19 protein-coding genes and 1 rRNA gene are annotated in these 21,580 nt (G+C 55.3%); 7 read left to right on the top strand and 13 right to left on the bottom strand.

What is annotated here, in order from left to right:
- The first annotated feature begins 14 nt into the window (after nucleotides 1–14).
- From F552_RS19220 to F552_RS0111600, 3 genes are all read left to right on the top strand, one after another.
- Nucleotides 15–665 carry a peptidylprolyl isomerase gene (locus F552_RS19220; protein WP_018151913.1) on the top strand — a complete coding sequence of 217 codons (651 nt, stop codon included), beginning with the start codon at nucleotides 15–17 and terminating at the stop codon, nucleotides 663–665.
- Nucleotides 666–754: 89 nt separating this feature from the next.
- Nucleotides 755–1,261, top strand: coding sequence for a peptidylprolyl isomerase (locus F552_RS0111605; RefSeq protein WP_018151912.1), 507 nt, complete (start codon nucleotides 755–757; stop codon nucleotides 1,259–1,261).
- Nucleotides 1,262–1,341: 80 nt separating this feature from the next.
- The gene (locus F552_RS0111600; protein WP_018151911.1) at nucleotides 1,342–2,070 is read left to right on the top strand and encodes a UDP-2,3-diacylglucosamine diphosphatase; all 729 of its coding nucleotides are present in this window, start codon (nucleotides 1,342–1,344) and stop codon (nucleotides 2,068–2,070) included.
- Nucleotides 2,071–2,077: 7 nt separating this feature from the next.
- On the opposite strand, the gene F552_RS0111595 is transcribed toward F552_RS0111600, so the two are convergent.
- Together F552_RS0111595 and F552_RS0111590 are read right to left on the bottom strand one after the other, a co-directional pair.
- Complete coding sequence (locus F552_RS0111595) at nucleotides 2,078–2,923, bottom strand: sulfurtransferase (RefSeq protein WP_018151910.1); 846 nt, start codon at nucleotides 2,921–2,923, stop codon at nucleotides 2,078–2,080.
- A gap of 3 nt (nucleotides 2,924–2,926) precedes the next feature.
- Complete coding sequence (locus F552_RS0111590; RefSeq protein ID WP_156802307.1) at nucleotides 2,927–4,123, bottom strand: THUMP domain-containing class I SAM-dependent RNA methyltransferase; 1,197 nt, start codon at nucleotides 4,121–4,123, stop codon at nucleotides 2,927–2,929.
- A gap of 113 nt (nucleotides 4,124–4,236) precedes the next feature.
- On the opposite strand from F552_RS0111590, the gene hemB reads away from it, so the two are divergent.
- Both hemB and F552_RS0111580 read left to right on the top strand, forming a co-directional pair.
- A complete protein-coding gene (hemB, locus tag F552_RS0111585) occupies nucleotides 4,237–5,241 on the top strand; it encodes a porphobilinogen synthase (protein ID WP_026182649.1) in 1,005 nt (334 codons plus the stop codon).
- Nucleotides 5,242–5,289: 48 nt separating this feature from the next.
- Nucleotides 5,290–6,216: a DUF808 domain-containing protein gene (locus F552_RS0111580; protein ID WP_018151907.1), complete on the top strand. Its 927-nt coding sequence runs from the start codon at nucleotides 5,290–5,292 to the stop codon at nucleotides 6,214–6,216.
- 46 nt (nucleotides 6,217–6,262) lie between these two features.
- Here F552_RS0111580 and F552_RS21140 read toward each other — a convergent pair whose 3' ends face one another.
- The 4 genes from F552_RS21140 to F552_RS0111560 all read right to left on the bottom strand — a co-directional run bounded on the left by F552_RS21140 (nucleotide 6,263) and on the right by F552_RS0111560 (nucleotide 13,082).
- Nucleotides 6,263–7,876, bottom strand: a complete 1,614-nt coding sequence (locus F552_RS21140; RefSeq protein WP_018151906.1) for a cyclic-di-GMP receptor FimW-related protein — start codon at nucleotides 7,874–7,876, stop codon at nucleotides 6,263–6,265.
- A 5-nt stretch (nucleotides 7,877–7,881) separates the two neighbouring features.
- Entirely contained in the window at nucleotides 7,882–8,316 is a 435-nt protein-coding gene (locus F552_RS0111570; RefSeq protein ID WP_026182647.1) for an HIT family protein, read from the bottom strand.
- A gap of 322 nt (nucleotides 8,317–8,638) precedes the next feature.
- Nucleotides 8,639–12,502, bottom strand: a complete 3,864-nt coding sequence (locus F552_RS0111565) for a DUF3683 domain-containing protein (protein WP_033375508.1) — start codon at nucleotides 12,500–12,502, stop codon at nucleotides 8,639–8,641.
- 172 nt (nucleotides 12,503–12,674) lie between these two features.
- A complete protein-coding gene (locus tag F552_RS0111560) occupies nucleotides 12,675–13,082 on the bottom strand; it encodes a YqaA family protein (protein ID WP_026182645.1) in 408 nt (135 codons plus the stop codon).
- Between the two features lie 100 nt (nucleotides 13,083–13,182).
- Between F552_RS0111560 and F552_RS19215 the strand changes: the two genes are divergently transcribed.
- Nucleotides 13,183–14,994, top strand: coding sequence for a PAS domain-containing hybrid sensor histidine kinase/response regulator (locus tag F552_RS19215; protein WP_018151902.1), 1,812 nt, complete (start codon nucleotides 13,183–13,185; stop codon nucleotides 14,992–14,994).
- Nucleotides 14,995–14,998: 4 nt separating this feature from the next.
- Here the strand turns inward: F552_RS19215 and F552_RS0111550 are convergent, their stop codons facing one another.
- The 6 genes from F552_RS0111550 to F552_RS0111525 form a co-directional block, all read right to left on the bottom strand.
- A complete protein-coding gene (locus F552_RS0111550; protein WP_211208272.1) occupies nucleotides 14,999–15,943 on the bottom strand; it encodes an alpha/beta hydrolase fold domain-containing protein in 945 nt (314 codons plus the stop codon).
- 105 nt (nucleotides 15,944–16,048) lie between these two features.
- Entirely contained in the window at nucleotides 16,049–16,900 is an 852-nt protein-coding gene (gene aroE / locus F552_RS0111545; protein WP_018151900.1) for a shikimate dehydrogenase, read from the bottom strand.
- Between the two features lie 131 nt (nucleotides 16,901–17,031).
- Nucleotides 17,032–17,469, bottom strand: a complete 438-nt coding sequence (locus F552_RS0111540; RefSeq protein ID WP_018151899.1) for an RbsD/FucU family protein — start codon at nucleotides 17,467–17,469, stop codon at nucleotides 17,032–17,034.
- Nucleotides 17,462–18,268 (bottom strand): ATP-binding cassette domain-containing protein, encoded by an 807-nt coding sequence (locus tag F552_RS0111535; protein ID WP_018151898.1) that lies wholly within the window; start codon nucleotides 18,266–18,268, stop codon nucleotides 17,462–17,464. Before F552_RS0111535 ends, F552_RS0111540 begins: the two co-directional genes overlap by 8 nt.
- 2 nt (nucleotides 18,269–18,270) lie before the next feature.
- Nucleotides 18,271–19,227: an ABC transporter permease gene (locus F552_RS0111530; protein ID WP_018151897.1), complete on the bottom strand. Its 957-nt coding sequence runs from the start codon at nucleotides 19,225–19,227 to the stop codon at nucleotides 18,271–18,273.
- Nucleotides 19,228–19,349: 122 nt separating this feature from the next.
- Entirely contained in the window at nucleotides 19,350–20,345 is a 996-nt protein-coding gene (locus tag F552_RS0111525; RefSeq protein WP_018151896.1) for a sugar ABC transporter substrate-binding protein, read from the bottom strand.
- Between the two features lie 576 nt (nucleotides 20,346–20,921).
- Between F552_RS0111525 and F552_RS0111520 the strand changes: the two genes are divergently transcribed.
- Complete coding sequence (locus tag F552_RS0111520; protein WP_156802304.1) at nucleotides 20,922–21,092, top strand: hypothetical protein; 171 nt, start codon at nucleotides 20,922–20,924, stop codon at nucleotides 21,090–21,092.
- 248 nt (nucleotides 21,093–21,340) lie between these two features.
- On the opposite strand, the gene rrf is transcribed toward F552_RS0111520, so the two are convergent.
- Nucleotides 21,341–21,454: ribosomal RNA gene (rrf, locus tag F552_RS0111515) — 5S ribosomal RNA — on the bottom strand.
- Nucleotides 21,455–21,580 lie beyond the last annotated feature (126 nt).

Raw genomic sequence — 21,580 nt, 5'->3', positions numbered from 1 at the left:
ATTAAGGATACCCTATGAAACTGAAGTTTTTATGCCAAAGCATGGTGGCTGCCTGTGCACTGCTAGTGGGTGTTGCGTATGCCAACAACCCGATGGTCGAAATCAAGACCAACACCGGTACACTGGTGGCCGAGCTGTATGCCGACAAGGCACCGCTCACCGTTAAGAACTTCCTCAGCTATGTCGACAGCGGCTTTTATAACGGGACGGTGTTTCACCGTACCATTGCCAAGTTCATGATTCAGGGTGGTGGTTTTGCCCCTGGCCTGAAACAAAAGCCGACACATGACCCGATCAAGAATGAAGCCAGTCCGCTTCTGCAAAACAAGCCGGGCACTCTGGCCATGGCACGCACCAACGACCCAGACTCAGCCACCAGCCAGTTTTTCATTAACCTGAACGACAACAAGCACCTGAACTTCTACAAGCCGCAACCGGACTATATCGGTTATGCCGTGTTCGGCAGAATCGTCAAAGGGTATGAGGTCGCAGAAAAAATATCGACCGTACCGACCCATGCTGTGGGTAATTTTGATGACGTACCGACTAACGATGTCGTGATTGAATCCATTACCCGCATTGCAGAGGCCGCGCCCGCTAGCCCGGCAGCCCCGGCAAAAAAACCGGCAGTAAAGAAAAAAGTCGTCAAGAAAAAGACGACCTGATGCCCCGGGTGGCCTTGTCCGTATCCGCAATGTCGCCCCGAGCAACACACCACACATAATCAGACAGCCATTTTAGTAAAGGAATCCTAATGTCTACTTCCGTCAAACTGAGCACCCGCTTTGGTGATATCACAATTGCGCTGGATGCCGAAAAAGCGCCGAAAACGGTAGCCAACTTTGTTGAATACGTCAAAGCCGGCTTCTACGACGGTACCATTTTCCACCGTGTAATTGATGGCTTCATGATTCAGGGCGGCGGTTTCGAACCAGGCATGAAACAAAAAGAAACACGTGACATGATCGAGAACGAAGCCAGCAACGGTCTGAAAAACGACAGCTACACCATTGCCATGGCCCGTACACCGGATCCTCACTCCGCCACCGCCCAGTTCTTCATCAACGTGGCCGACAATGACTTCCTGAACTTCCGTGCACCGACCTCCCAGGGCTTCGGCTACTGCGTTTTCGGTAAAGTGACCGAAGGCCAAAATGTCGTGGATGAAATCCGCAAAGTCAAAACCGGTAATGCCGGCTTCCATCAGGACGTGCCGAAAGAAGACGTCGTGATCGATAAAGCCGAGTTGATCGAAGACTAAGCTGTCCCCTGTATCGCCGGAATGCCTCACGGGTTTTCCGGCGATACCAGCGTTGCCCCCTCACCTACCGGTACCCTGCCGTGCCAGACATCTACTTCATCTCTGACTTGCATCTTTCCGGCCAAACCCTGGCTGAGACCTCGAATTTTCTGGCCTGGCTGCCCACGCTAAAAAGTGGCGATCAACTGTATATGCTGGGGGATTTTTTTGATGCCTGGATTGGGGATGATGCGGCCGTTGCGCCCGAATACCAGCAGATTATTGCTGCCCTGACATCAACATCCGATCGCGGCGTGAATCTGTATTACATGCATGGCAACCGGGATTTTCTGGTGGGTTCGGAGGTTGCCCGTCAGGCCGGCATGCGGCTGATTGCCGCCCCCCATCTGCTTCGCATTGGCCAGTTGAGCCTGCTGCTACTGCATGGTGATGAGCTGTGCACAGATGATGCTCAGTACCAGCAATTCCGGCAGCACGTTCGTTCACCTGAGTGGCAGGCCAGCTTTCTGGCCAAACCGCTGACGGAGCGTCGTGAGATTGCCAATGGTTTGCGCGCCCAGAGCGAACAGCAAAAACAGATCAAATCCATGCAGATCATGGATGTCAATCCAGAAGCCGTGGCAGCGTTGTTCAGAGCGCACCCTGACTGCGTCATGATTCATGGGCACACCCACCGCCCTGCCTGCCATCATGTGCAGCTAGACCAGCAAACACGCACACGCTGGGTATTGCCCGACTGGCACGGCCAGCACTGGGGTTATCTGCATCTCCACCAGCACCAGCTCTCACTCCACCAGTTTGAAGCCTGATAACCGCTTACGGATTGGGACCAATCGCCACCGGACGGGTGGCATCCGCACACCATTCGCTCCAGGAGCCCGGATACAGCATGGCCCCCGGTAAACCGGCATATTGCATGGCCAGCAGGTTATGGCAGGCAGTGACGCCAGAGCCGCACTGGTTTACGACCTGATCCGGTTGTGTACCGGCAAGCACACCCGCAAATGCAGCCGCCAACACGTCCGGCGACTTGAAGCGGCCATCGGCATCCAGATTCTGCTGGAAAAAATGATTACGTGCGCCTGGAATATGCCCACCCACTGGGTCAAGGGTTTCGCCCTCACCGGCATAACGTCCCGGAGCACGGGCATCCAGCACCAGCAGATGACTGTCAGCGGTCAGGATATCCGTCGCAGAGACGGTCTTTTCCAGCGATGGGCGAATGGAAAAACTGCCGGCAACCGGTACAGGCACCTCTGTCGTCAAAACGCCACCGACCCGTTCATAGGCCGCCAGACCGCCATCCAGCACGGCGACCGACTCGTGCCCCAGCCAGCGTAACAACCACCACAAGCGGGCCGCATACATGCCGCCTGCGTCGTCATACGCCACCACCTGGGTGTCGTTATGGATGCCAGCAGCAGCCAGCTTGGTGGCGAGCACGTCGGCTGGCGGCAAAGGATGACGACCATTCACACCCGTTTTGGTACCGGACAGGTCTTCATCCAGATGAAAAAAGCGCGCGCCGGTCACATGGCCGGCAGCATACGCTCGCCGTCCATATTCCGGGTCCGTTAACTGATGACGGCAATCCACCACAATGACTTTATCAGCAGGAATGGACAGCAAGGCGTCCGCAGAAATCAACGTGCTCCAAGACATGCATCAATCCTCTTTGACAGGGGTTTCCGGTTTACGGTTGCTACCGGCAATGACTTTGTATTCAAACAGACGGCATTCCAGCGCGCCGTTAAACAATACTGTCCGCTTGCTGGCAGAGAGTCGCACCCCTTTGGCAAGCGCCGGGTCAGCAGTAAAGAAGTAACAGCGCCAACCGGCAAAGCGCTGCTTCATGACATCGCCCAGTTGCGGGTACATGGCCTGCAGCGCGGCCTGTTCGCCAATCCGTACCCCGTATGGCGGGTTGGTCACCCAGATGCCATTCTCAGCCGGCGCATTGACTTCCAGTACATCGCACTGTTTCAGGGCCACTACATCACGCAAACCGGCATTTTCCAGGTTGTAATGCGCCAGTTTCAGTGCATCGCCGAATTTGTCGCTGCCAAAGATCGGCAATGCCCGGATATTGACAGGCATCGCATCACGCTCGTCACGCCACGCTTGCCAGGCCGCATGTGGGAAATTCTTGATACGTTCGAACCCGAATTCGCGTCCGCGGCCGGCATCAATCCCTAGCGCCATTTGCGCCGCTTCCATCAGGAAGGTACCGCTACCGCACATCGGATCCAGCAAAGGCTGACAACTGCCCTGCCCGTCATCCGCCTGCCAACCGGTCAGCATCAGAATGCCGGCGGCCAGGTTCTCCCTCAGCGGCGCTTCGCCTTGTACCTGACGCAGACCGCGCTTGAACAACGCTTCGCCAGAAGTGTCCAGATACAACGTCACGGTTCTCGCGTCCAGAAACGCATAAATGCGATGATCCGGATTGGCGGTATCCACGCTGGGCCTGACGCCTGTACGTTCACGGAAGTGGTCACAAATGGCATCCTTGATGCGCAACGTGACAAAGTCGAGGCTGTTTAGCGGGCATTTGGTGGCCGATACGCTCACCTTGATGGTTTCCTGCTCGGTAAACCATTGCGCCCATGGCAACGCCAGGGCAGTACGATAGACGTCATGTTCGGACTGATACGGTGCCTGGCGCAAACGCCACAGAATCCGGCTGGCCACCCGGCTCTGGCGGTTGGCTTTGGCACAGGTCATCCAGGTACCTGCAAACTTGACTCCGCCTGCCAGCGGCGCGACTTCTTGCGCCCCCAGTCCGGTCAGTTCGGTGGCCAGCACCCCTTCCAGCCCCCGCGGGCAAGTGGCAAAGAATTCATGCTGTCGGTCGTCGCTCATGTCCATCTACTCCAAGCCCATCCTATCCGACGCTGCGGAGATGGGGCATATTCGTTTACAATATCGGGATTATATCTGTTATCTGCGTATCACACCTTAAATAGGACGCTCACATGAATCTGCCACGCTCATTCCCCGCCAGCCGCATGCGCCGTTTACGTCGTCATGCCTTCTCCCGCAATCTGGTCAGGGAACATGCACTCACCGTTAACGACCTGATTTATCCGGTGTTTGTGCTGGAAGGTGAAGACCGTGAAGAGGCCGTTGCCTCCATGCCGGGCGTGGTGCGAAAAAGCATTGACCGCTTGCTGGTTGAAGCAGAGAAATGTGTCAAACTGGGTATTCCGGCCCTGGCCTTGTTCCCGGTTGTCGATGCCAGCCGCAAATCCTTGCTGGCCGAAGAAGCCTATAATCCGGCAGGGTTGGTACCGCAAACCATCAAAGCCTTGAAATCCCGTTTTCCGGAACTGGGCGTCATCACCGATATCGCACTGGACCCGTACACCAGCCATGGTCAGGATGGCGTGATTGATGACGAAGGCTATGTCCTGAATGAAATCACCGTCGATATCCTGTGCAAACAGGCCATCTGCCATGCAGAGGCAGGCGCTGACGTAGTGGCACCATCCGACATGATGGATGGCCGCATCGGTCGCATCCGCGCCGCACTGGATGCAGCGGGTCACGAACTCACGCAGATCATGGCCTACTCTGCCAAATATGCATCCAGCTTCTACGGCCCGTTCCGGGACGCCGTCGGTTCTGCCGGCAATCTCGGCAAAGGCAACAAATATACCTACCAGATGGACCCGGCCAATACCAACGAAGCCCTGCATGAAGTGGCGCTAGATATCCAGGAAGGCGCCGACATGGTCATGGTCAAGCCTGGCATGCCGTATCTGGACATTGTGCGCCGGGTAAAAGACGAGTTTGGCGTCCCCACCTTTGCCTATCAGGTCAGCGGGGAATACGCGATGTTGAAGGCCGCGTTCCAGAATGGCTGGCTGGATGAAAAAGCCTGTGTCATGGAGAGCCTGCTGGCCTTCAAACGGGCAGGCGCGGACGGCATTCTGACCTACTTTGCACCGCAAGCGGCGGCCTGGCTGGCAGAAGGCTGATTCGTCTCGCCATAAAACCCATATCCCTTACCTACCAACGGACAAACCATGGCCGGAAGCAGTTTTTTTGCCCTGATTGATGATATCGCCACCCTGCTGGATGACATAGCCGTCATGAGCAAGACAGCAGCCCAGAAGACCGCCGGGGTACTGGGGGATGACCTCGCCCTCAATGCCCAGCAGGTCACCGGCATCGAACCCGAGCGGGAGCTACCCGTTGTCTGGGCGGTTGCCAAAGGCTCACTCAAGAACAAGGCGATTCTGGTACCGGCGGCGTTGCTCATCAGCGCGCTGATCCCGTGGGCCGTCATGCCCCTGTTGATGATAGGTGGTGCCTACCTGTGCTTTGAAGGTGTCGAGAAACTGGCGCACAAGTGGCTGCACAGCCCGGCCGAGGACGAAGCACACCATCAGGCGCTGCTGGAGGCCGTGTCAACCGACAGCACGGACATGGTGGCATTCGAGAAAGAAAAAATCGATGGGGCCGTTCGTACCGACTTTATCCTGTCGGCCGAAATCATTGTGATTGCCTTGGGCACCATTTCTCATGCGCCCCTGTTGCAACAGGTCATGGTGCTGGTAGCCGTTGCCATTGCCATGACCATTGGCGTCTATGGCTTTGTGGCCGGCATTGTAAAGCTGGATGATGCGGGTCTGTATTTGTGTCGCCAGTCTGCCACCAGCCACGTTGGGCGTATCCGCCACGTGATTGGCAGGCTGCTGCTGGCAACGGCGCCCAAGATGATGAAAGTGCTATCCGTCGGCGGCACCATTGCCATGTTTCTGGTGGGGGGAGGCATTGTCACTCATGGCATCCCGGCGTGGCATGACTATGTCAGCCACCCGCTCGGTAGCGCCCCGGCATTCTTTGCCGCGACGCTGCCGTCAGTAGCGAACATACTGGCCGGCATGGTGACCGGCGCCGTCATTCTACTGATTGTCTACTCAGTCCAGAAACTGGTCAAAAGAGTATAATCCCCAGTCATGCCGCTGACACCCCGGATGAACGACTGATCCGGGGTTATGTCCAGTCGAACTGGTAACAGTCAAAATTGTGACCTCGCTCGATCAGCGTGACCAGTCTGGCCTGGCGGATTTTGCCATCACAGATAATCTGCGCCACATTGCCGGGGTGAAACAATCCGGCCGGCATCAATATCATTTCCTGCTGCTGCGGGTCAGAAAATGCGGGCAGCATCACGGCAGGCTGCGGTGCAACCGCCAGTGCCTGCGCCCCAGTCGCCCGGACAACCGCCGCGACTGGCAACCCGCCAAAGCTGCTTAACCCCAGCTCGACAGTTCCGTCATCATCAAACAACAGTCGTCTGACCACACCCATGACAGGTTGTTGCCCGGTCCGCTGCAAAATCACCAGCTGGTTTTGCTGCCAGCGCTGAATGGTCTGCCTGGTCATCAAGCCCAGCCCGCTGGTGCTCTGGTCCTTCAGCAACCAGGTCTCCAGCGCAGGCAGCACTTGCGGACGATATTCCCGCGCGTGGTAAGTTTCGCTCGCCCTTTTGCCAAACAACTGGAACTCGGCGAGGGTTTTGGCACTCAGCTCTGGCGCGCTGTCCTTGGCGTCAAACAGCATACCGCTCAATTGGCTGTATATCTGCCCCCAGTCGCCCCCCAGCAGTACCTCTTCATTTGCCTGATGTCGCGGCAAAACGCGCCCACGCTTCTCCGACAAAAACTTGTACAGCAAGGTGAGGAACGGCAAGCCACCGGCAGGGAGAAACATGTCCGTCAGCTGTGGCAAATCCCACGCCTGGCCATCTCTCAGCATTTTGATGCGTTTCGCCAGACTGACCAGCAAGGCATCCCGGTGCAAATAGCAGACTTCCTCAGAGACCCGTTCATGCGGCAACGACACCGCAGACGTACTCTCCAGATCAATGGTAAACGGTTCATACTTGTCTGACAGATCGGCTTCCGTCGACACACTGCACTTGTCCCGCCAGACAAACAGCAAAGCATCCACAAATGCCAGCTGCTTGATACTCAGCTTGCTGGTATTGGCTTGCGACAGGAAAATCACCTGCGCAAACATGTGTGCCATGGACACCGAGCCCTCTCCGCCCGGCAGATGGGTATCCCGGACCTTTTTGTCCACCCAGCCCTCGCGTTGGGCCGTCTGATAGGTTTGGTGCAGCAAGGCCCAGATCATGCCCGGTACTTTACGGTAGGTCAGATAGAACTCGTAAATCCAGCGGCTGATGAAATAGATCATTCGCTGACCGGAAAAGGCCGCAAATTCCAGTGCATCGGGGTCATGCTTGTTGGCCGCATCCTGCACGATCCAGTAGCCATACAGCATTTCAATCCAGAGTTCGCAGACCAGATCCCATTGCTTTTGCTGCTCGGTCGCAAACGGCAATGGTCGGGCGACATATTTCTGCCCCTCGACCGATTGCACCATGATCACCGGCTCCCGCAGCAACTCCAGGATTTTCAGGCGTTCCCGATGAGACAACACCACCTGGTTCAACTGCCGCATATAGCCCAGCAGCTGCACCTGCGCCACGGGTGTATTCAGTAATGGGGTCTGTTGCAGCCATAGCTTGGCGGCCCTCGCATCGCTAAATGCGCCAGCAGGCTCACCTTTGGGGGAAGGTACTTGCAAACTGTAGGGCATGCTTATCATGATGTTGGCTGCCCCAGTAAATGGATTAACGCTTGTTTGAGCCGTGGCAAAAGCGCTTCATGGTGCCAGGTGGCATCGGCATCCCGCAGCCGGGTCGCCCAGACGGGTTGAGGGAAATGCGGATCATGCTCAAAACGGGGAATCACATGCCAGTGCAGGTGGGGGGTCATGTTGCCCAGACTGGCTAGATTGATCTTGTCCGGGTTCATGACCGTCCGGATGACATGCTCGGTAGCAAAGACAATCGACATCAGGTGCAAGCGCTCCGTCTCGTCAAGATCCGTCATTTCTTTGACATGTTCTGTCCAGATCACGCGGCAAAAGCCGGGATAATCTGCATCCGCCACCAGAACAACGCGGCATCTTCCATCCTGCCATAACATGGTCCCACCCGTTCCCTGACACAATTCGCATGGTTGATGCTCAGTCACGCCCGTCTCCTGAATGACAATAAAATAATTATGACGCGCATGCATCACAAATACAATGTGTTAATACATCGGGGAAGCAGCCCTGCCATGTAGCCCGCCGGATAAGATACAGACCACCCGAAAACACAAACGTTCTTGGCAAAGACATATCTTTACCATGAGGGATGACTCGTGTGTCCAGTTATCCAAGTTACATTACATTCGCCCATGCCAGGTATCGTTGACGACCTTGGCGGCCGCCCGCTTTGCCGCAGACCTGCACACAAAAAAGCCGCACCTGTTTTTCAATAGGTGCGGCTTTGGGGTCGGCATCAGGCACGCCTTACAGCAAGATACGTTCTACCCCGCCGCTTCTGGCCTGGCTCACATAATCGGCCATCCATTCGGCCCCCAGCAGGTGTTTAGCCATCTCGACCACGATGTAATCGGCCGAGGTGTTGGCATCATCGTTGTAACGCGACAAGCCCTGCAGGCAAGATGGGCACGAGGTCAGAATCTTGACCGGCGTGTTGGCATCACCACTTTCGGCACGCAACTTCTCTGCCCCTTGGCGCATTTCCTCTTCCTTGCGGAAACGTACCTGGGTCGCAATATCCGGACGGGTAGCCGCAAACGTGCCGGACTCGCCGCAACAACGGGCATTCAGGTCCACTTGCGTACCCATCAGCTCGTTAGCCACCTTGAGCGGATTATGAATCTTGATCGGCGTATGGCAAGGGTCATGGTACATATAGCGCGTACCGCTCACGCCTTCCAGCTTGACACCCTTCTCCATCAAGTATTCATGAATATCCATCAACCGGCATCCGGGGAAAATCTGCTCGAACTGGTATTTCTGCAGTTGATCCATGCAGGTACCGCACGACACGATCACCGTCTTGATATCCAGATAGTTCAGCGTGTTGGCCACGCGATGGAACAGCACCCGGTTCTCGGTGGTAATGGCATCGCCCTTGTCCTTGAAGCCGGACGAGGTTTGTGGATAGCCGCAGCATAGATAGCCTGGCGGCAGTACTGTTTGTACGCCAACGTGATACAGCATGGCCTGGGTGGCCAACCCGACTTGCGAGAACAAGCGCTCGGAGCCGCAACCCGGGAAGTAGAACACGGCTTCACTGTCCTCCGCCGTTCTGGCGGGGTTACGAATCACCGGTACGATGGCCGGATCTTCGATATCCAGCAAAGCACGCGATGTCTTCTTGGGCAAGCCGCCTGGCATGGGCTTGTTGATAAAGTGAATCACCTGTGACTTGACCGTCGGCTTGCCTACCGTGGAAGGTGGCGCTGCCGTTTGGGTCTGTACTACGCCCAGTTTTTTGCCAACCTTGTTAGCCAATCGCTGGGCCTTGTAGGCCGCACCGACCAGACCGCCACGAATCATCTTGATGGTAGCCGGGTCTTTGGCGGTCAGGAACGCCATGCCAAGCGCTGTCCCCGGGTTGAATTTCTTTTTGCCTTCTGCGCGCAGGAAGTTGCGCATGGCCACGGTCACGTCGCCAAAGTCAATCTTGACCGGGCAAGGGTTCACGCACTTGTGGCAGACCGTGCAATGGTCAGCTACGTCTCCCAGTTCGTCAAAATGGCGGAAGGAAATACCGCGACGGGTCTGTTCTTCGTACAGGAAGGCTTCTGTCAGCAAGCCGACGCCAAGAATCTTGTTACGCGGTGAATACAGCAGGTTGGCACGCGGGACATGCGTGGCACAGACCGGCTTGCATTTGCCGCAGCGCAAACACTCTTTGATCATGTCCGAGATATTGCCGATCTCGGAGGCTTCCAGAATCAGTGACTCGGCGCCCAGCAGGTTGAATGACGGGGTGTAGGCGTTGGTCAGGTCAGAACCCGGCAGCAGTTTGCCTTTGTTGAAATGGCCGTTCGGGTCGATACGCTGTTTGTATTCGATAAACGGGCGAATCTCGGCGTCTTGCAGGAATTCGTACTTGGTAATACCAATACCGTGTTCGCCGGAAATGACCCCGTCCAGATTGCGTGCCAGTTCCATGATGCGGGCCACAGCCTTGTGGGCACGTTGCAGCATGGCGTAGTTATCCGAGTTCACCGGAATGTTGGTGTGCACGTTACCGTCGCCAGCGTGCATGTGCAGCGCCACAAATACGCGGCCGCGCAGCACCTGCTGATGCAGCTTGGCAATGCCATCCAGCACCGGCGCATCTGTGCGGCCCGCAAACAGGCTTTGCAGGTCGTCCAGCAGCTCGCGTTTCCAGCTGACGCGCAACACAAAATCGCGAAGCGAATGGAACACGCTCTGCGGCATGTCTTCATCGGCTGCTAGCGCGCGTTCTAGCGGCGCATCCGGATACTTGCCGGTATAGGCTTCGAATGGTGAATCCAGATGGTCCAGAATCCACTGCCAGCGTTCACGCGTTGCACCGATCAGTGACAGTGCATCTGCACCGCGCTCGCCAATCAATTCTTCGTGGCTGACCTGGCTATCGGCTTCATCCAGCGGCAGGTTGCCGCTCTCGAAAAACTCGGCCAGCTTGTCCAGCAATTCCAGCTTGTTGGTAATCGAGAGTTCGATGTTGATCCGCTCGATGCCGTCGGAGTAGTCCCCCAGGCGCGGCAACGGAATCACCACGTCCTCGTTGATCTTGAAGGCGTTGGTATGTTTGGCAATGGCCGCAGTACGGGCACGATCCAGCCAGAATTTCTTGCGGGTTTCTGCCGTCACGGCAATAAAACCCTCGCCGCCACGGGCATTGGCCAGACGCACCACATGGGAGCTTGCCTCGCCAACCGCATTTTCATTGTCAGACACGATATCGGCAATCAGCACCATTTTCGGGCGGCCACGGCTCTTGGCCTTGGTGGCATAACCCACGGCACGCACATAGCGCCAGTCCAGATGCTCCAGGCCCGCCAACTGCACGTCCGGATGCGCATCCAGATAGTCCTTGATTTCAACGATGGCCGGTGTCGCGCGGCTAACTTCACCAAAGAACTCCAGACACACAGTCCGCACATGCGCTGGCATACGGTGCAGCACAAAACGCGCAGCCGTTATCAGCCCGTCACAGCCCTCTTTCTGGATGCCCGGCAAACCGGCCAGGAACTTGTCCGTCACATCCTTGCCAAGCCCGGTCTTGCGGAAGGTACTGCCCGGAATGGTCAGGATCTCTTCGCTGACCACGCTCTTGTCATCGTCACCAAAGCGGACAATCTTGAAGCTGACGGACTCAACGTCATGAATCTTGCCGCGGTTGTGATCCAGCCGGGTAATTTCCATCCAGCGGCCATTCACATCCACCATGCGCCACCAGGCCAGGTTATCCAGCGCGGTACCCCAGATCACGGCTTTCTTGCCACCGGCGTTCATGGCCACGTTACCGCCAATACAGGACGCATCGATAGAGGTTGGATCAACGGCAAACACCAATCCAGCGCCATCCGCGGCATCGGCAACCCGGCGTGTCACCACACCCGCACCGGCGCGAATGGTCGCGGTTTTGTCCTGGTGCCCTGGCAGCACCAGATGCTCGATCTCGCCCAAGGTATCCAGTTTTTCGGTATTAATGACGGCACTCAGACGGGTCAGCGGCACGGCACCACCGGTATAGCCGGTACCACCACCACGCGGGATCAGGGTCAGGCCAAGGTCGATACAGGCACGCACCAGCGGCGCGATTTCTTCTTCACTGTCCGGGCTGATCACCACAAACGGGTATTCCACGCGCCAGTCAGTGGCATCGGTCACATGGCTGACACGCGCCAGACCGTCAAAACAGATGCTGTCCTTGCGGGTAATGCCGGACAGACGTTTCAGGATCTGCTTGCGCAGCGTACGGGTCTCTTCAAACCCTTCGGCAAAGCGTTTGACAGCTTCACGGGCAGAGGCCAGCAACTGGCTCACTTTTTCTACCTGATCAGCAGGCGCACCTTCTGTGTTGCGCTTTTCGATCTCGTGCAAACGGTGATACATCGCGTCAATCAGCGCAGACAGCCGTTTGCTGTTATCCAGCAAGTCGTCTTGCAGGTACGGATTGCGCTCGACAACCCAGATGTCTCCCAGTACCTCGAACAGCATACGGGCAGAACGGCCTGTTTTGCGCTCGGTCCTCAGCGAATCGAGCATATCCCACATGGGGGCGCCTAACAGACGGATTACAATTTCACGGTCAGAAAAAGAAGTATAGTTGTACGGAATTTCGCGCAAACGAGCGGTCATGATCAAGCCAGGGCGGATTTAGAAAATTTATAGTCGTATTTTGCTATGTTATAGGTGATTTGCCTAGGCTTGACAAACAAGTATTTTTGGTAAAAGCGAATTAAATTACCATATTTTTCATAGGGTTATATAGAAAATTTCATACAACCCACTGCCTGACTGCCTGAGAGGCTCACAGAAGGTTTCTGGCGATGACGATTAAAGCACCATAACGGGCGGCTTTACCCAGCGCCATCCAGAGCAGCGAGGCCCAAAAAGGCAGGCGCAACCATCCTGCCGCCAGGCACAGGCCGTCTCCAATCAACGGTACCCAGGAAAGCAGCAAGACCGGCGCACCATGTTGGTCCAGCCATTCAACCGTCTTGCTCGCCTTGGGGGTTGGCGCCCGCCGGCCCAGCCACCAGGTAGTCATACCGCCCATGGTATTGCCAATGGTTGCCAGCAGCCAGGCCCATGGCCATAGTGCAGGCCACTGGTGCAAAAGCGCCACCAGCGCAACTTCCGAGTTACCCGGCAAAATGGTGGCCGAGACAAAACTGCTGGCAAACAGTCCGGCAAGTGCCATCAGGCTAAGCGTCATGCTGTTTCCTTGCTTTGGGACAATATGCCTGCATAAAGCGGTTTCCCACCCCGTCAACAACCTTGAGCAGCGAGGAAAGATACGCTATATAAATACAGTTATGCAGATAGATCATTCATACCGCTTTCATGTCAGCCAACGCTTAAGAGACGTTCGCCTGTGGTTTGTCATCCTGCTGGCCATCAGTCTTTCTTACTGGTTCTGGCCGGTAGCGGTGTGCATACTGGTGGCCTCCCTGCTATTTCTGCCAGCCCCTGTCAGTCATGACCCTACCCTTAGCGCCACGGATGCACCACAGCCCCCATCCGCGGATGATGCTTTCTGGGATATTGGTCCTGCGACGGAGGCCTCAACCGGCGAGCAAGCGGCTGTGCCGGCAGAAGAATCCATAGAAACCCAGGTGGTCAACCGGATTCAACGCTCCATCATCGAAACCACCACCGACTTCATTGCCACGTTTTCGCTGGATGGCAACATTACCTATATCAACCCCGCAGGTCGCCAGATGCTGGGCTACGCCCCAGAGGACAACCTGTCTGACCTGACCCTGTCGACGCTGATCCCGGCCAGTGTGGTCGATACGGTCATGAACGAAGCAATTCCGCAGGCGTTCATGTCCAAAGCCTGGTCTGGCGAGACCGCGATTATGACACGAACAGGCGAAGTGATCAGTGTCTCGCAAGTGGTGATTGCGCACTTGGGCGATAACGGATTCCCGGAGTATTACTCCACCACCATGCGGGATATCAGCGAACGGCTGATCGCGGAACAAGCCCTGATCCAGGCCAAGAATGCCGCCGAAGCGGCCGTCAAGACCAAGAGCGAGTTTCTGGCCACCATGAGCCATGAGATTCGCACTCCCATGAACGGCATTCTTGGCATGGCGCAGCTCATGCAGCAGACCGAACAGGCACCTGAGCAGGAAGAGTTCACCCAGACCATCCTGAATTCAGGCAAAGCCTTGCTGGTGATCATCAATGACATTCTGGATTTTTCCAAGATTGAAGCAGGTAAGCTGGCGCTGGAATCGGTACCGTTCAACCTCCGGCAGTCCATTCATGAATGCATTGAACTACTGGTCCCCCAAGCACGGGAAAAGCACCTGAAGCTGGAGTTTTCCTACCCGCACGACATGCCGCACTGGTTTATGGGTGACATGTCCCGTATCCGGCAAATTGTGCTGAACCTGCTGAGCAATGCGCTCAAGTTTACCGAAACGGGTGGCGTTCTGGTCAGAACCCAGTGGATGGCCGCGGATGACAAGCTGCGGGTCAGAATGGATATCCAGGATACGGGGATCGGCATTGCAGCCGCACAGCTGCCAACCCTGTTTGACCAGTTTACCCAGGCAGACAGTTCGATGAGCCGCCGTTTTGGCGGAACAGGTCTGGGTCTGGCCATCAGCCGCCAGCTGGCCAGACTGATGCAAGGCGATGTCACCTGTGTCAGCGAACCGGGGGTAGGGTCGACCTTCTCTTTTGAGCTTTTACTGACACAGGCAACACCACCGGCAACGTCTGAACCCCATGTACTCGAAGCCAGCAGCCCATCACGCCAGTTGCAAGTACTGGTGGTAGAAGACAATCTGGTCAACCAGCTGGTGATCCGCAAAATGCTGGCAAAACTCAATATTGAGCCCGATATTGCCGCCAATGGACTGGAAGCCGTGAAAGCCGTGCAGCAGAAACCGTTCGAGCTGATTTTCATGGATTGCCAGATGCCTGAAATGGATGGCTTTGAAGCCACCCTCCGTATCCGTGAAGCGGGTTTCCAGACCCCGATCATCGCACTGACCGCCAATGCCATGGAAGGCGACCGGGAAAACTGCCTGGCAGCCGGCATGACGGACTTTCTGAGCAAACCGATTACGTTCGAACACCTGAAGCGCGCGGTTCAGCAATGGAGTAACTAGTCCGTTAGCGGCCAGGGTTCAGTAACAGCTGCAAGCGTGCATCCTGCTGCGACAGAAACTGATCCACCTGCCGGGTATACTCGCTCTCCAGCCCTAGCTGCTCGTTAATCTCGGCATGAGACATATCAACCGGCAGCAAGCGTGCCATCCCTTGCAACCGACCCGCCTTTTGAATAAAGGTATTCGCCTGATCGCAAGACTCGACCCGTCGGGTAGAACAAACGGCCAAGAATGGGTATGGCCGCTGACTTAATACCTCAAGCGGGGACATTTGCCGCCAATAGGCCGCATCCTGACCAAATGCCTCGTCATAGAAACCAAAATGTGGCTTGCGCATAATGGCCGGAATATCAAACGCGGCACTATCGAGTGCAACGGTTGCCAACCAGTTCCGACCGCCAGCCTGTCTGACAGGTGCGGGATCAGACGCCAGCAATGCGACCAGATGCGCACCTGCAGAATGCCCCATCAGGATCACCTTGCCCAGATTTGCCCCCCAGTCAGCTGCGTGTTGCTGCACAAAAGCCAAGGCACGGGCAACGTCCTGCATCTGGATATCGGGCCTCGCCTCCGGCAACATCCGGTAATTGACCGACACAAACACCAGTCCTTTGCTGACCCAATGTGCCACCTTGTTGTCAACGACTCGGTCATTACTTTTGTCGCCGATCCGCCAGGCCCCACCATGTACCATCATCATAATCGGCGCATCCACCGGATGTGCAGGGGCATACACGTCCAGACCTTGCTGCTGGAATGGCCCGTAAGCAATGTCTTTCTTGATAGTCACGCCAACAGGGAGTTTGACTGCCGCCATCCCACCCTGCTCCGCCCGGGTTTGCCTGAGGGTCTGCAAACGATCCAGCAAGGGGCCTGCCTCTGACTGCGCCATGCAAAGCAACATCCCCACCAAACCGGCTCGCCACATCGTTCGTTGCAACAGTTTCATCTGGCTGTTCCCATTCATCATCCAAAACCACAGGATAATGTCATGCCGCCTGCCAAAGCTATCTGGCAAATGTTTCAGGTGTAAAAATCTGTATCTGTCCCTGTGCTATGCATCAAATATCTCGCTCAGGGCCTGCCGCATGACGCTCACCTCTACGTCTATCCCGGTCCAGTATTTAATCGCAATAGCCCCCTGGTTCACCAGCATGCCCAGACCATCCAGCACCCTACATCCTCTCGCCTCGGCCGCACGGATCAAATGCGTGCGGGGCGGGTTATGAATACCATCCGCCACCACCATTTCCGGACGAAGCGATGCAACATCCAGGTTTAAACGCTGCTCCGTATGCGGATACAAGCCGATGGATGTGGCATTGATCACGATGTCAGTCTCCGCCGGAATCGACACCTCCGAGTGCCAAGCGTGAAACGCTGCTTTGGCAGGCGTATGCCGATTTAGCAAATCCACCACCTCCAGCCCCCGTTCTGCCCCACGGTTGGCAATGGTAATCTTTGCCGCACCGGCCAGCGCCATCTCTACGCTCACGGCCCTGGCCGCGCCGCCCGCACCAAAGATCCAGACATGTTTGCCTGCGGGGTCAATCACCTCCTTCATCGCCTGCACAAAGCCTTTGCCATCGGTATTTTCGCCAATCAGCAAGTCGCCACGCCGGACAATCGTGTTCACAGCACCAATCAAGGCCGCAGACTTTCCCAACCCGTCCAGATGCCTGATTACGTCTACCTTGTGAGGAATCGAGCAATTAAAGCCGCGCCAGCCCATGGCCCGTGCGCCGCGCACGGCATCCGCCAGATTTTCCGGGGCAACCTCGCAATTGATATACAGCCAAGGCAAACCATGGTGACGATACGCCGCCTCCATCATCGCAACGGTCGGGTTCTCGGCCGCCGGCATTGCAAAAGACCCCGTCAATGACAACAGAAAATCAGGCACCATGATCCACGCCTCCTTCCACAAAAATTGATGAACATTCCGGAACAACAGGCAAAGAAAAAGGCTGTACGCCAATCACCTACGGTGGTCAGGTACAGCCCCAAAAACAAACAGGAGATTAAATGAAACCGGAACTAAATCACGCCCTTCTTGAAGATGAAGTTAGCGTAAGTTCTCCGCTCACCGGTTTGCACAAAGGCATATGCATTCTCTACCCGGTCATAAAACTCAAAGCGCTCAATCGGCTCACACTGTGATGCTTCGGCATATCCTTCAGACACCAGCAGATTGATCACCTCTTCCTGCACGGAAGAGACAAAGTCATCCGGCGTATCGCATACTTTCATGAAAGATACCGGCTGCTCGACAGCAGCATCCAGTGCCAGTACCGACAGAATCGCTTCACATGCGCGATGCAGCGTAATGCCATCCAGACGGATTACCGGTTTACCCTTGGCCAACCGAGCAGCAGTAAAGTTAGCATCCACCACCGCAATTTCATCCCCGTGCCCCATCTCGCGCAGCACCGCCAGCAACTGAGGCGACAGTAACGGATCAATTCCCTTAAGCATGTGCTTCGCTCCCCAGTTCTTCAGGCTTCATCGCCCCGGTCATCACGGCCACGGCATCAGACATACCGATATTTTTCGGATTCACCACTGCGGCACGACGACCCAGACGCTGGATATGAATCCGGTCTGCAATCTCAAACACATGCGGCATGTTGTGGCTGATCAGAATCACCGGCAGGCCTTTGTCCCGTACCCGGCGGATCAGTTCCAGCACCATATTGCCTTCTTTCACACCCAGCGCCGCAGTCGGCTCATCCATGATCACCACATGCCGGGCAAACGCTGCACTACGCGCCACTGCCACCCCCTGGCGCTGACCGCCAGACAAGGTCTCAACCGGTTGCTTCATCGAACGAATACCAATCTTCAGGTCTTGCATGTGCGCAATGGCATCTTCCAGCATTTTCTTCTTGTCCAGCGCCCGGAACAGGGTACCCAGAATGCCAGGCTTCAAAATTTCACGCCCCAGAAACAGGTTCTCGGCAATGGTCATGGAAGGGGCCACAGCCAGATCCTGATACACCGTCTCGATACCCTGTTTACGCGCATCGATCGGGCTCTTGAAATGTACCGGCTTGCCATCCAGCAGGATTTCACCCTCATCCGGTACGATCGCCCCAGATAACGCCTTGATCAGAGAAGACTTTCCGGCACCATTATCACCAATGACGGCCAGAATCTCGCCTTGGCGCAACTCCAGATCCACCCCGTCCAGCGCAGTCACATGACCATAACGCTTGATCAGCCCTTTTGCCTGCAATACGAGTGGTACTTGCGATTGTTGCGTACTGTTATTCATGATTACCCCCGTTTGCGAGACATCTGGTCAGTTGCCACAGCCAGAATCACAAGAATACCCGTCACCAGAATCTGGTAGACAGAAGCCACACCCATCAGTGTCAGACCATTACGGAACACACCCACAATCACGGCACCAATCAATGTGCCCAATACCACGCCACGACCACCAAACAAGCTGGTACCACCCAGTACAACCGCCGTAATACTGTCCAGATTATCCGTCTGCCCCGCTTGCGGATCACCCACCCCGGTTCGGGCCACAGATAGCAACGCAGCAATCCCGTAGAACAAGCCGGCAATGGTATAAACCCACAGCAAGACACGGTCAGTCGGAATACCGGTCAGACGCGCGGCTTCCGGGCTGTTACCCACAGCATACACATGCCGGCCAGGAGCCGTATCCCGCAAAAACCACCACACAAACACATACAGAGCTACCAGCAACAAGGTCCCGTAAGAGAGTGTGGTGCCGCCAATATGGAAGGTATTACCAAAGAACGTCAGCGCAGCCGGCACATTGGTCACCGTCTGGGCGCCTGAATATACCTGGGTAATCGCAAAAGCAATGTTCATTGTTCCCAGGGTCACAATAAACGGTGGCAGTTTGATGCGGGTTACCAGCATGCCGTTAAACCAGCCAAACAGCATGGCAACCGCCAGACCACACAAGATCGACAGATACGGATTCAACCCGTATGCATCAAAGAATTTGGTCATGATGATCGAACTCAGCGCCATCACCATGCCGCAAGACAAATCAATCCCCGCCGTCAGGATAATCAGCGTCTGGCCAATCGCCATCACGCCAACCACCATCACCTGCTGAAGAATCAACGAGAAATTCTGCCCGGACAAGAACCGGTCACTTTGCATACTAAAGAACAGACAGGCGATTGCCAGCGCCAGGAACGCACCTGCCGCAGGAATCGTCGCAATCTGGTGAAATATCTTTTTCATTTTGCACACCTCTGATTACCGGCCAGCCATCATCAACCAGCCGGCGCATCGTCTAACAGACTGGCAAGGCATGCGGGGAGAAGCGCAAACCCTGCCAGACATGGCTATATCAAGCCATCCGCTTACTTGGTACCCCAGCATGCATTAATACCGAAGTTTGCATCTTTAGAATCAACACCCGCCAGTTTCTTAGTCGCAATCAGGGTCACGCCAGTGTCAACATAACCGGAAACTTTCTTACCGGTTTTGGCATAGTTCACACCAGCTTTCACGCCCCAGGCAGCCATCTTCAGCGGATATTGTTGAGAGGTTGCAGCAATGACACCAGACTTCACGTTTTTCACACCATCACAACCACCATCCACAGACACGATCATCACGTCTTTTTCTTTGCCAGCAGCCTGCAAGGCCTTGTATGCACCAGCTGCGGCAGGTTCATTGATGGTGTACACCAGATTGATGTCCGGGTTTTTCTGCAAACAGTTTTCCATCACGGTCTGGCCCTTAGCCTGGTCACCATAGCTGTCACCCATACAAACCACCTGAGCAGGTTTGGCCAGATCGGTTGTCTTGGTAGTAATGCCCTGCACGCCCAGACCCGCCAGGAAACCGTTATGACGAGCAATACCCACTGGATGACCAGGGAACAAATCCAGTGTCGCAATCTTCAGAGGCTTACCAGCTTCAGCTGCTTTCGCATATTTACCAATCAGAATACCGGCAGCAAAGTTGTCTGTTGCAAACAGGGCATCAGCGGCGTCAACCGGATCAGTCGGGCTGTCCAGTGCAATCACCAGCACGCCTTGCTCACGCGCCTTCTTGATGGCAGGCACAATGGCTTTAGAATCACTAGGGGTAATCAGAATGGCTTTAGCACCTGCAGCTACCATGTTTTCAATCGCAGTAACCTGACCTGCGTTATCACCGTCAGACTTGCCAGAAGCGGTCAGCAGTTTCGCACCCAACTGCTTGGCAGACTGCTCAGCGCCCTCTTTCATTTTCACGAAAAACGGGTTGGTTTCTGTCTTGGTAATCAGACCAATGATAGGTTGAGCTGCGTAAGCAGACAAAGTCAGGCCAGACAGTGCAACCGCAAGAATCGTTTTTTGAAATTTCATGGTAGTGTCCTCTAAAGTAGTTTTTTAGATGAATTTGCATTGCAAATACATTGTTTGCCTCTGCAGATTCGTACCTGGCATTCATCTGGAACTGCAGATTTATGCCGGGATTGGACACATGAAACCGCACTTGCGTTAATGGCACATTTCGGTATTTTTTAATTGACTGTAACAATTGAAACAAAAGGAGACATAGCATTCACACAAACATCCGAAACCAATATTAACTATTTAATTTCAAAGACTTACATACATGAACATGTGAACTCAGCATGAGCAATGCTGGAGAAAGATTTCTGGAGACTTACTACAAAAAGTGCGGATTTTACAGGCGAAGAAATTACCCGAGTTCAGATAGAGGCTGTCGCAGATCACGCATGAACCATGCACATGCAGCCTTAAAACATAAGCATAAGCCAGTATCAGCTGGCTGTAATTAGTACATGATCCAGGCAACACGTTAAGTGCTGTTGGGGACTGAATACGACAGCGAAAACACGAAAGCATGCCAAGGTTGGGCGAGTAGCCAGCCCCCTTGTGAGGAGCCGGTGTAACTCCCACGACATGCGTCTGCCCATGGAGAAACGGCCCACAGGCAATAACGCCAGTGACCAGCTACGTCTCAGCCAGCAGACGCTACAGCATTTCACCAACCTGTGGGGCTTCCCGGTGCTACTGCAAAGCGTGGACGACACCGGCACCGCCACCATGGAGATCCGGCAACTCCCGCAGGAGATCCCTTACTGAATAGCGAAGCCCCATCCCCACTCCTCGCCCCCGAGGCCTTCGCCGCCTGGGCGCGTCAGGCCCTGGTCGCACTCGCATGAGTCAGTTGACAGGGGGATGTGTATCAGGCGCGCAATGACAGCAGTCTGAATGGCAGGAAGTGTTTGTGGAGGGTTTGCGGTCTTCCACTCGGAATTTTTGGCTCGGTGTTTTCTCTTCCCCAAACGTAAAAAGCCCCTGATCGTCAGATCAGGGGCTTCCTGTGGGGTGCCCGGCAGTGTCCTACTTTCACAAGCGCAATGCTCACTATCATCGGCGCTACGTCGTTTCACGGTCCTGTTCGAAATGGGAAGGCGTGGGTCCAACGCGCTATGGCTGCCAAGCGTAACTTGTCACGCAGCAAGTGATCTTCATCACTCACCACTAAAAACGGAAGAAGTAATTCTTTTCAGGTCTAAATTATATCCACTTCACACAGCGTCAACCAACAACCGCAATATCCACGGTTA

The sequence above is a fragment of the Leeia oryzae DSM 17879 genome, from assembly GCF_000376945.1.
GTDB classification, from domain to species: domain Bacteria; phylum Pseudomonadota; class Gammaproteobacteria; order Burkholderiales; family Leeiaceae; genus Leeia; species Leeia oryzae.
The sequence above is the reverse complement of the archived record's forward strand: the minus strand, read 5'-3'. Positions and strand labels throughout refer to the sequence as shown.

Excerpts from the sequence above, each read along its gene's own strand:
- F552_RS0111535 (WP_018151898.1), bottom strand. The coding sequence starts at position 18,268 with ATGAATAACAGTACGCAACAATCGCAAGTACCACTCGTATTGCAGGCA.
- F552_RS0111595 (WP_018151910.1), bottom strand. The coding sequence starts at position 2,923 with ATGTCTTGGAGCACGTTGATTTCTGCGGACGCCTTGCTGTCCATTCCT.
- F552_RS0111590 (WP_156802307.1), bottom strand. The coding sequence starts at position 4,123 with ATGAGCGACGACCGACAGCATGAATTCTTTGCCACTTGCCCGCGGGGG.
- aroE (WP_018151900.1), bottom strand. The coding sequence starts at position 16,900 with ATGGTGCCTGATTTTCTGTTGTCATTGACGGGGTCTTTTGCAATGCCG.
- F552_RS0111520 (WP_156802304.1), top strand. The coding sequence starts at position 20,922 with ATGGAGAAACGGCCCACAGGCAATAACGCCAGTGACCAGCTACGTCTC.
- F552_RS0111530 (WP_018151897.1), bottom strand. The coding sequence starts at position 19,227 with ATGAAAAAGATATTTCACCAGATTGCGACGATTCCTGCGGCAGGTGCG.
- F552_RS0111605 (WP_018151912.1), top strand. The coding sequence starts at position 755 with ATGTCTACTTCCGTCAAACTGAGCACCCGCTTTGGTGATATCACAATT.
- F552_RS0111560 (WP_026182645.1), bottom strand. The coding sequence starts at position 13,082 with ATGACGCTTAGCCTGATGGCACTTGCCGGACTGTTTGCCAGCAGTTTT.
- F552_RS0111550 (WP_211208272.1), bottom strand. The coding sequence starts at position 15,943 with ATGAAACTGTTGCAACGAACGATGTGGCGAGCCGGTTTGGTGGGGATG.
- F552_RS19215 (WP_018151902.1), top strand. The coding sequence starts at position 13,183 with ATGCAGATAGATCATTCATACCGCTTTCATGTCAGCCAACGCTTAAGA.
- F552_RS0111540 (WP_018151899.1), bottom strand. The coding sequence starts at position 17,469 with ATGCTTAAGGGAATTGATCCGTTACTGTCGCCTCAGTTGCTGGCGGTG.
- F552_RS0111565 (WP_033375508.1), bottom strand. The coding sequence starts at position 12,502 with ATGACCGCTCGTTTGCGCGAAATTCCGTACAACTATACTTCTTTTTCT.
- hemB (WP_026182649.1), top strand. The coding sequence starts at position 4,237 with ATGAATCTGCCACGCTCATTCCCCGCCAGCCGCATGCGCCGTTTACGT.
- F552_RS0111525 (WP_018151896.1), bottom strand. The coding sequence starts at position 20,345 with ATGAAATTTCAAAAAACGATTCTTGCGGTTGCACTGTCTGGCCTGACT.
- F552_RS21140 (WP_018151906.1), bottom strand. The coding sequence starts at position 7,876 with ATGCCCTACAGTTTGCAAGTACCTTCCCCCAAAGGTGAGCCTGCTGGC.
- F552_RS19220 (WP_018151913.1), top strand. The coding sequence starts at position 15 with ATGAAACTGAAGTTTTTATGCCAAAGCATGGTGGCTGCCTGTGCACTG.
- F552_RS0111580 (WP_018151907.1), top strand. The coding sequence starts at position 5,290 with ATGGCCGGAAGCAGTTTTTTTGCCCTGATTGATGATATCGCCACCCTG.